The 7,074-nt window shown below is 64.7% G+C and carries 6 protein-coding genes; 1 reads left to right on the forward strand and 5 read right to left on the reverse strand.

The genetic code is table 11. The features are described 5' to 3' along the window. Nucleotides 1-86 precede the first annotated feature (86 nt). The 4 genes from AC1D2K_RS05210 to AC1D2K_RS05225 form a co-directional block, all read right to left on the reverse strand. Nucleotides 87-1,334: an alpha/beta hydrolase gene (locus AC1D2K_RS05210; protein ID WP_478086846.1), complete on the reverse strand. Its 1,248-nt coding sequence runs from the start codon at nt 1,332-1,334 to the stop codon at nt 87-89. Nucleotides 1,335-1,383: 49 nt separating this feature from the next. After that, on the reverse strand, nt 1,384-1,950 hold the full coding sequence (locus AC1D2K_RS05215; protein ID WP_478086847.1) for a VOC family protein: 567 nt from the start codon (nt 1,948-1,950) through the stop codon (nt 1,384-1,386). 78 nt (nt 1,951-2,028) lie between these two features. Next, complete coding sequence (locus tag AC1D2K_RS05220; protein ID WP_478086848.1) at nt 2,029-2,967, reverse strand: hydroxymethylglutaryl-CoA lyase; 939 nt, start codon at nt 2,965-2,967, stop codon at nt 2,029-2,031. 11 nt (nt 2,968-2,978) lie between these two features. After that, the gene (locus tag AC1D2K_RS05225; protein ID WP_478086850.1) at nt 2,979-4,175 is read right to left on the reverse strand and encodes a CaiB/BaiF CoA transferase family protein; all 1,197 of its coding nucleotides are present in this window, start codon (nt 4,173-4,175) and stop codon (nt 2,979-2,981) included. A 171-nt stretch (nt 4,176-4,346) separates the two neighbouring features. Between AC1D2K_RS05225 and prpR the strand changes: the two genes are divergently transcribed. Next, nucleotides 4,347-6,278, forward strand: coding sequence for a propionate catabolism operon regulatory protein PrpR (gene prpR, locus AC1D2K_RS05230; RefSeq protein WP_478086851.1), 1,932 nt, complete (start codon nt 4,347-4,349; stop codon nt 6,276-6,278). A gap of 39 nt (nt 6,279-6,317) precedes the next feature. Here prpR and AC1D2K_RS05235 read toward each other — a convergent pair. After that, nucleotides 6,318-7,074 (reverse strand): porin (locus AC1D2K_RS05235; protein ID WP_478086852.1); only part of this gene is annotated, 757 nt, incomplete at its 5' end.

Here is a 7,074-nt window from a genome sequence, read left to right on the forward strand (position 1 = left end):
GGGTGCCGATGTCCGCACCCGAGGCGCTCATCACGATGGACGGTGCCCTGACGCCGATGGTGGTCGGACCGTCGGGGCGACGTCGTTCAGTCAATGAAGCAATGACGGGTTGCCCATCGCTTGACGTGACCCAGGCACTCCTGCATCAGCTCCGGCTGTCCCAGGTAGTAGTGGGTAGCACCCTGGATCTGGACGAACTCCTTGTCGGGTGTCGCGAGCGCACTTCGGATGATGGGGTTGTGGGTGGCCGGGACGGCGTCGTCGGCCTGGTTCTCGATCTGGAGCACCGGCGTGCGGTGGATGCGCGCCGCGTTGACCGCGCCTTTGATGTTGGAATGGTCGTAGGACCATTGCGACAGCCAACTGCGCAAGCTCGAGAAGCGTGCAATCCCCGCCGGTCCGTTGTTGACCACCCGCGGATCGCCCAGGTAACACCAGTTGGCTCGACGCCCGTTGGGATCGACCTTGGGGTCGAGCCAGCGAACGTCGCACATGGTCCGGTGCACCACGAAGCCACGCTCCTTCTCCACGCCGCCTCGCTTGAGGCGCTCCAGCGTCTCCAACACCCAATGGCTGATGCGCCGATTGCGGTCGATCTGGGCCTGGCGAAAGCGGGCCACGAACTCGCTGTCGTAAGACGGCTGGTGCGGGCATTGCGGATCGTAGATGTCCATCTCCAGCAGACGATGGTCCGGGTCCAGTTCGTCGGTGATCGACGGGTCCAGCCATCCCGTGAGCGTCTCGGCCCGACTCAGGTGCGCTGCGATGAAGATCACACCGTCGGCGGGCGGCAACCGGGCGCTTGTCAGGTCGTAGAGGTCGCCGGCAGGTGTGTGGGTGATCGTGGGAGACTCGGCCTGCGCCTGGTAAAAAAGCGACAGTGAACCGCCGCCAGACCAGCCGACCAGGATCACCTTCTCGTAGCCCCAGACCTCGCGTGCTTCGCGAACGTGCACGCCCATGTCGAAGGCGACCTTCTCCATGATCAGCGCAGAGTCGTTCTTCGGGTAGCGGCTGCCGGCGCACAACACGTGCACGCCGGCCTCGGCCATGGCGATGGGCATCGGCAGCATCTCGCAGGTGGCAGCGGGGTGCATGAAGACGTACAGCACCTTGGATTTGACGCCGCGCGGAATCATCAGCTGACTTTGCAGGATCACCTCGCCCTGGGTGCCGCTGAAGCCATAGGTCTCCGCCATGGCGATCGACTCCTTGAAGCGCAGGATCACCGGGATGCGATCGAACGCATGGCGGGCCTGGCCGTCGGGCTTCGTTGCGGCGCCATCGTGAGGCGCCTTCGGAGCGGCCGGGGAAGTGGTGGTAGCTTGGTCCATGGTGTGAGGTCCTTGGGGGCAAAGAGCAGCCTTGCAATCGGCGCCACCTTCAATCGGTCGCAGCCACCGGGTTTCGGGAACGCCAGTCGCTCTTTTCCCGGATCCAGTTGGCGTGATTCGCGTGCGCGGACTCGCGTTCGCGGCGGGCGAATTCCTCTGTCTCCGTCGCAGTGGTCAACTCGAGGCGAACGCCGTTGGGGTCCATGAAGTAGATCGATTCGACAAATTCGTGATCGATCGGCCCCATCACTGCCACGCCGGCGGCCTGGAGATTGGTTTTTGCCGTCTGCAGTTCCGCCAGCGAATTCACGCGAAGCGCGAGATGGTTGGTCCATGGCTGAGGTGCCACCAGCGCCGGATCGTCCGGCGCCTCGAGCAGATCGAAGAAGGCGAGGAACGAGCCGTCCATCATCTGGAAGAAGAAATGGCTGTAAGGGCAGCGCGCGCCGCTGCCGCGCAGGGTTTCGACTCGGATCACGTGCACCAGCGGGCAACCCAGAATGTCTTCGTAGAAGTGGCGGGTTTCTTCGGAATCCCGGCAGAAGTATGCGAAGTGGTGCACGCCCTGGATGGGTACGCCGAGACGAGACGTGGGCGTGGGGGTATTGAGTGACATGTTCGTGTCTCCGAGTGTTGCGCCGGTCAGGATCGGCGTTGTTGTTGAACAAAGGGTTGAAGAAGTGCCGAGCGCGCTTCAGGCTTGCCGCGCCGGCACCAGCACTTGGCGTGGTTGCACTTCCCGTCGCTGGCGCAGCCAGCGAATGGAGCGCCCGCCCAGCGGACGCTGCAGTCGCGCCTCGGCGTAACTCACGGCATCCAGGAGCCCGTCCGTGGCGATGCCTGTCGCAAAGCCGCTGCGCTGCGCCATGAGCACCAAGTCCTCGGTGGCGACGTTGCCGGCGGCGCCGGGCGCGAAGGGGCAACCGCCGATGCCGCCAACGCTGGCATCGAAGCGGCGCACTCCCGATTCGAGCGCGGCCCAGGCGTTGGCGACGCCCATGCCGCGCGTGTCGTGGAAATGGACGGCGAGCTGCCCCACCGGCACCACGTCTCGCAGCGCACGCAGGCGCTCCTTCACCTGACCCGGCGCGGCGGACCCGATGGTGTCGGCGATCACGATTTCGCCGGCACCTGCCGCGTGCATGCACGCAGCGAGTCGCATCACCTCCGACAGGGGGGTCTCGCCCTCGAAGGGGCAGTCGAAGGCCACCGCCACGTAGGCGCGTGTGCGCAAGCCGAGACGCCGGGCCTCTGCGAGGGTCCGCGCGCTGACGTCGGTGGCTTCCTGCAGCCCCATATGGATGTTCCTGCGGTTCATGGTCTCCGTGGCCGAGAGCACCACGGCGATCTCCTGTGCCCCGGCCGCATGCGCGCGTTCCAGGCCTTTCAGGTTCGGCACCAGCACCGAGCTGCGCAACTGCGGCAGCGCTTCATTCAACCGGCAAACCAGTTCGCTGGCATCGGCCATCTGCGGCACCGCCTTGGGCGACACGAAGCTCGTGGCCTCCACGCTCTGCACGCCAGCGGCTGCCAGAAGGCGGATCAACTCCAGCTTGGATTCCGTGGAGAGGTGCACCTGCTGGTTCTGCAGCCCGTCGCGCGGGGCGACGTCCGTGATGTGGATTCTTTCCATCGCGCGGCCCCTCAGGCGATCGCGCCGTCGCGCCGCAGTCGATCGAGTTGTTCCGCCGAGTAGCCGGCCAGTTCGGACAGCACGCCTTGCGTGTGCTCGCCCAGCGCGGGCGGGCAGGAAAAGGGCTTCGCGGACGCGGCGGAGAGTTTGATGGGATTGCCCGGCATGCGCAGGGTCTCGCCGGTCTTGAGGGGCACCTCGACCACCATGTCGCGCGCACGCACCTGCACGTCGTTGAGAGCCTGCTCGAAGTTGTTGACCGGGCCGCAGGGAATGCGAGCGGCATGCAGGCGCTCGAGCCAAAAGGCGGTCGATTGCTTCTGGAGTTCGGCGCCGACCAGCGCATCGATCTCTGCCTTTGCCGCGTAGCGCGCAGGCTGCTGCAGGTACTCGGGCTTGCGCAGGGCCGGCAGGTCGATGAAGTCGACGAAGCGTTCGAAGAACGGATCGCCGATGCACGCGATGATGATGTGGCCGTCGGCCGTCGGATAGCTGTTGTAGGGCACATGCACGAAATGCCCGTTGCCGATGCCGGCGGGCACATGGCCGGACATCAGATGCATGGTCGCCATGTAGTTGAGCAGGGAGATCTGTACATCCAGCATCGAGATGTCCACATGCTGGCCGCGGCCGGTGTGCTCGCGCTCGGCCAGCGCCGCCAGCACGCCCATGGCCCCGAACATGCCGCCGCCAAGGTCGCCGATCGGGATGCCACTGCGCGTGGGGCCGGTCTCGGGGGTGCCGGTGATCGACATGCCACCGCCCATGGCCTGCACCACCTGGTCGAAGGCCGGGCGGTTGGTTTCGGGGCCGGTCTGGCCGAAGCCGGTGACCGAGCAGGTGACGATTCGCGGGTTCACCTGCGCCAGCGACGCGTGGTCGATGCCCAGCCTTGCCGTCACGCCGACGCTGAAGTTGTCGAACACCACGTCGGCCTGCCGCACGAGGTCGAGAAACACCGCCTTGCCAGCCTCGCTCTTGAGGTCGACACACACGCTTTCCTTGTTGCGGTTGAGCGTCAGGTAATAGGCGCCCATGCCGTCGCGAGCGTAGTCGGGGTCCTTTTCCAGCAATCGCCGCGTGCCCTCGCCGGCGCCGGGTGGCTCGACCTTGATGGTGCGCGCTCCCAGGTCTGCCAGGAGCATGGTGCCGTAGGGGCCCGAGAGCATGTGGGTCAGGTCGAGGATGGTGATGTGTTCGAGTGCCAAGGGGATGTTTCCAAAGAGAGCAGTCCCTCTTCGTATCGCATGAGGCATGCCAACCGCTGATGAGCCCGTAACGTGTTGATTTTCAAAGACTTGTTGAAAGTGACGCTTTGATTGACGGTTTCATGCGACATTAGTGAAACACTTGAATGTCTCATTGAGACACTGAATCCCATGGCCGCCAAACCCCTTCATCGAACGCGCCTGCCCCGGCTGTGCTTTCTCGGCTACCGGCAGATCCGTGAACTCGCCATGCCCGTGGTCATGGAATACGTCGGACGCGCGGACATCGAAGTGGTGGACGGCACCTTTGACGGCGCGTTGGCGATCGCGCGAGACCGCGTCGAGCGCGGCATGGTCGACGCGTTCGTCAGCGCCGGCTCCAACGCCAGCATCCTGCGGGCGGGACTGGAGGCGCCGGTGGCAACGATCCAGCTTGACGGCTTCGATCTGTTGCAGGCGCTGATCAAGGCGCGCCGCATCTCGAGCCGCGTCGGCGTGGTGACGTACGGCCAGATCATCCCTGAGCTGGACGCAATCAAGGATCTTCTCAACCTCGAGATCCAGCAGCACGCCTACCGGACACCGGAGGACGCCCGCCAGCAATTCGAGCAATTGCGCCGCGACGGATTCGACGTCATCGTGGGCTCGAGTCTGGTGGTCGAACTGGCCGAGGAGGCCGGGTTGCATGGCTTCCTGGCCTATTCGCTGGCCAGCATCCGCAAAGGATTCGAGGATGCCGTCGAGCTGGCGCGGGTGGCCCAGCTCGAGGCAGGTCGCTACGAGCAGCTCAACAGCGTGCTGCACAACCTGCAGGAGGCCGTGCTCGCCGTCAACCGGGACAACTGCATCATCGCGGTCAATCCGCCAATGCAGCAGCTGTTGGGCACGCCGCATCGGCCCTTGCTGGGCCAGCGCCTGGACCTCCTGGAGCCCGAACTGTCCCTCCAAGCCACTTTGGACACGGGCACCGAAGCGCGTGCCGCGGTGCAGCGCTTTGCCCGCCGCGACTGGATCGTCAACCGCACCCCCATTCGCGAGCACGGCGAAATCGTGGGCGCGGCCATCACGCTGTACGACGCGCGAACCATCCACGAAGCCGATACCACCCTGCGGATTCAGCAGCGTCGCCATCAGAATGCCGCGAAGTACGGCTTCGCAAGCCTGGTCGGTCAAAGCCCCGTCTTCGTTCGCGCCGTTGCCACGGCGCGCCGCTTCGCAAAGACCGATCTGGGCGTGCTGATCGTTGGCGAGAGCGGTGTCGGCAAGGAGCTCTTCGCCCAGGCGATGCACAACGAAAGCGCACGCGCCGACCGGCCTTTCGTTGCGGTCAATTGCGCCGCCTTTCCGGAAACGCTGCTGGAGAGCGAACTGTTCGGCTATGAGGAAGGTGCGTTCACCGGATCGCGCCGCGGCGGCAAGCGCGGACTCTTCGAGACAGCCCACACGGGCACCTTGTTCCTGGACGAAATCGGCGACATGCCGCTGTCGCTGCAGACCCGGCTCCTGCGCGTGCTGCAGGAGCAGGAGATCACCCGCCTGGGTGCGACGGCCCCCGTTCCCGTGGATGTGCGCGTGATCGCCGCGACGCATCAGCCACTGGAGGAGATGATCGCAGCGCGGCGATTTCGGCAAGACCTCTACTACCGCATCAATACCCTGCGCCTGAGCATTCCGCCCCTGCGAGATCGTGGTGACGATATCGCCGAGCTTGCGCAGACCCACGTGGGGCGTTGCCTCCATCGACTGGGCTCTCGCATGGACGCCGTGGGCGCGCTCGCACCGCTGCTGCCCCGCTTCGTCGCGTGCGACTGGCCGGGCAATGTGCGAGAGCTGGAGAACATCTGCGAAAGAGTCGCCGTCTTCCTGCTGCAGTTCGAGCGACTCGAAGACATCCCCTATGACGAACTGCGGCTCGACTGCCCCGAACTGTTCGAGAAGCATCCGCCCGCGACACAGCCACTGGGCGAGCGCGTGCTGGAGGCCCTTCGCATTTGCGAAGGCAATCGCCAGCGTGCTGCTCGGCATCTCGGCGTCAGTCGCTCGACGCTGTGGCGTTGGCTACGCGAATTGAAGCTCGATGCAAAGGCGCATGAAAGCGCCTGATGGCGCTTGGAAGATCCGTCGCCAACCGGCTGCTTCGAATCAGAAGTTGTGCCGGATACCGAAATCGTAGCCGGTCGAGCTCTTTGGCTGGGTGCTGAACAGGCCCCACACAGTCATGGCACCGCCATCCTTGTCGTGCACATAGCCCACCGTCGCATACAAGGCCGTACGCTTCGACAGGTTGTACACGTAGCCGAGGGCCCATTTGTAGGCGGACGGGTTGCTGACGCCGAGGCGGTTGAAGTCGTATTTGACCTGGGCGTAAGTCGCGCGAATCAGGCCAGGACCCACGGGCACGGTCGCACCAATCAGATAGCCGTTCAGATCGATGTCATGCACGGGGTCTGCCGGAGTGACCTTGTAATCGACGTGGGCCTTGGAGTCCGTGTATTCAGCGGAGAGCTTCACGACGCCGAAGTCGTACGAAGCGCCGAGGTTGAAGTTGTCCACCGAGGTGGTGGTGCCGACGAAGAAGTTGTCGCCGATGGTGTTCTGGCTGTAAGAAGCAGCAACGTCCAGCGGGCCGCTGGTGTACCCGAAGCGGCCGCCGGCGTAGCGGCCAGCGCGCTGAGTGTTCGGTGTGTTCGGCGTGAGGGCGCCAGGATCGAACTTGGTGGCTTCGGGGAAGGAGTACATCAGCTGGCCATAGAAACCACCGAGACCCGGGGGCAAAAAGTAGCCGACGCTGTTGCTGGCGCGAATGTAGTTGTTGCCGCCACTGCCGGCGATGCCGTTGTTGTTGAACGGGGTGTTGGCCATCAGGAGCAGGCTGCCTCCCGACCCGATGGTGTAGAAC

The organism is Variovorax sp. P1_H12_2, assembly GCF_056405335.1.

Coding starts and splice junctions, on each gene's coding strand:
- AC1D2K_RS05210 (WP_478086846.1), bottom strand. CDS start 1,334: ATGGACCAAGCTACCACCACTTCCCCGGCCGCTCCGAAGGCGCCTCAC.
- AC1D2K_RS05215 (WP_478086847.1), bottom strand. CDS start 1,950: ATGTCACTCAATACCCCCACGCCCACGTCTCGTCTCGGCGTACCCATC.
- AC1D2K_RS05220 (WP_478086848.1), bottom strand. CDS start 2,967: ATGGAAAGAATCCACATCACGGACGTCGCCCCGCGCGACGGGCTGCAG.
- prpR (WP_478086851.1), top strand. CDS start 4,347: ATGGCCGCCAAACCCCTTCATCGAACGCGCCTGCCCCGGCTGTGCTTT.